Here is a 1918-nt window from a genome sequence, read left to right on the forward strand (position 1 = left end):
CCCAACTTGAACAGTGCTTTCGGAAAAGGCATTTTTGTTCAATGACATGCGCGCGCCGACGCAGGTGTTACCACTACATTTTCGGGGTTGGTTGAGCTTGCAAAAGCTCAGGTTTCCGGCGGCAACTCGCTGATATTGGCCGGCAGCGCGATGCCCGTTGCCTTGAAGACATTGCCCACCTGGCCCGAGACGTGGGTGCGGGTGGTTATGACCTTGCCGTCCTTTTCGATGGTGGCTTCCTGAAGGCGATCGAGATCGTTGAGGAGCGGCTGCCATTCGGGCTGTAAGCCCTTTTCCTGACATAAGCGGGTGAGTTCCTTGGCCAGCGTCAGAGCGAGGAACGAGACAAACACATGGCCGCGGATAGCGGCATCGGACTGATGGAAGATGGGGCGGGTGTCGAAGCTGGCCTTGGCAACCCGGAACAGGGCCTCGACCTGAAGCAAATCACGGTAGCGGATGACGGCCTGCAGCGGGGTGATCCGGGCATTGGTGCGCAACACGCTGATGCCATCGTAGCGGGCCTCATCGGCAAGCTTGCCCATGTCGATCTCGAAGGTCTTGCCGCTGGCCTTGAGATAGCGGCGATAGGCTGAGTTACCGACCAGGGCCTTGTCGCCCTTCTTCAGCTGGGTCTGGAGGCCATCGATGATCGCTTGCCGGTCGGCCTTGTCCTTCCTTGCCTCAGCTTCGTTGAGCGTGACGACGTAGCGCTGGGCATCGGCGCCTTTGCCAACGCGCACTTCCTTGACCCACAGCTGAGTGTCTCCTGCCTGCCTCTCGAGGACCAGCGGCACCATCGGGGCCGTGTCATTGAGCACGACATCGCGGATGACGCTGCTGGTGCGCTCACGCGCACCCAGGATGTATTCCATGCCCAGCTCTTCCAGGGCGGCGATCGTATCGGCGCTGATCATGCCGCGATCGGCCACGACGCACGAGCGGGTGATGCCGAAGCGGGTGCGCAGGCGCGTGACGATGGGCATGAGCACCTTCACGTCAGCCGTGTTGCCCGGGACCATCTCGGTGCAGATCGGACGCCCCTCGGCGTCGATCACGACAGCCAGGATCATCTGGGCAAGCTCGGGCCGGTGGTCCTTGGAATGACCACGCCGACCCAGGGTGTCGCCGCCGGCACCATAGAACGAGAGCGACGTCGTATCCATGAATACAAGACTGAGGTCGGTGAACAGGTCTCGGCGGCGATCGAACAGCTTCTCCTCGATCACGTCCTTCACGCAGCGAGGTGCCAGCGCGCCCTCAGCCTTCTCCTCGATCTCCTCGCCGAGCCAGGCCATGGCGCGATAGAAGTGATGGAGGGCAAGATCCTCGCTGCCGTCGATGGCGTAGCTCTCCATCCAGTCAAGGCAAGCTCGGTCCGAGCCTGAGACGAACAGGCGGTGCAGTGTGGCGACGAATACGGCGCGCTCCACGGCAAAGCCGAACTGGCGGCCTTCCAGCACTTCTTCCAATACAGCATCGATGCCAAGCCGTTGCCACAGGCGCCCGAACAGCAACGGGCCGCCAATCCTGCGGGCTGCGATCCGGCCTGCATCGATATCGGACAGAATGACGCTGCGCTCTGCGTGACGTGCGATCGAGGCGGCCAGCCTGTCGAGTTCGCCACTTGCGGCCAGCACATCCTTGCGGCCCAGAGCCTTGATCGTGCGCTGGCGGACGGTTTTGCCCTCTCGCACGCTCTCGACCAGGTAAAGATAGCGGTGCCCGCGCGCGACTCGTTCGACGACATACATGACAAAGTTGTTACTGCCTGGACCCGTAAAGATAAACCAAACCGACAGTCACAGCAAAAATGTTGTTAGCACACCCGATTTTGCCGCAAAATCCACTCACCGCAAAATCAGATACTTATGGTCTCGCGTTCCCTGCGTGTTCCGCTAGCACTGTTCAACTTGGG

General features: G+C 60.9%; 1 protein-coding gene. It reads right to left on the minus strand.

Annotated elements, in window-relative coordinates; all coding sequences use genetic code 11:
* Positions 1-107: 107 nt before the first annotated feature.
* Positions 108-1754, minus strand: a complete 1647-nt coding sequence (locus LH128_RS25100) for an IS1634 family transposase (protein WP_008832500.1) — start codon at positions 1752-1754, stop codon at positions 108-110.
* Positions 1755-1918: the final 164 nt, after the last annotated feature.

The organism is Sphingomonas sp. LH128 (assembly GCF_000293195.2).
Classification (GTDB): Bacteria; Pseudomonadota; Alphaproteobacteria; order Sphingomonadales; family Sphingomonadaceae; genus Novosphingobium; species Novosphingobium resinovorum_A.

Bases quoted from the DNA above. Each gene is read 5' to 3' on its own strand.
- LH128_RS25100 (WP_008832500.1), bottom strand. From the start codon at position 1,754: ATGTATGTCGTCGAACGAGTCGCGCGCGGGCACCGCTATCTTTACCTG.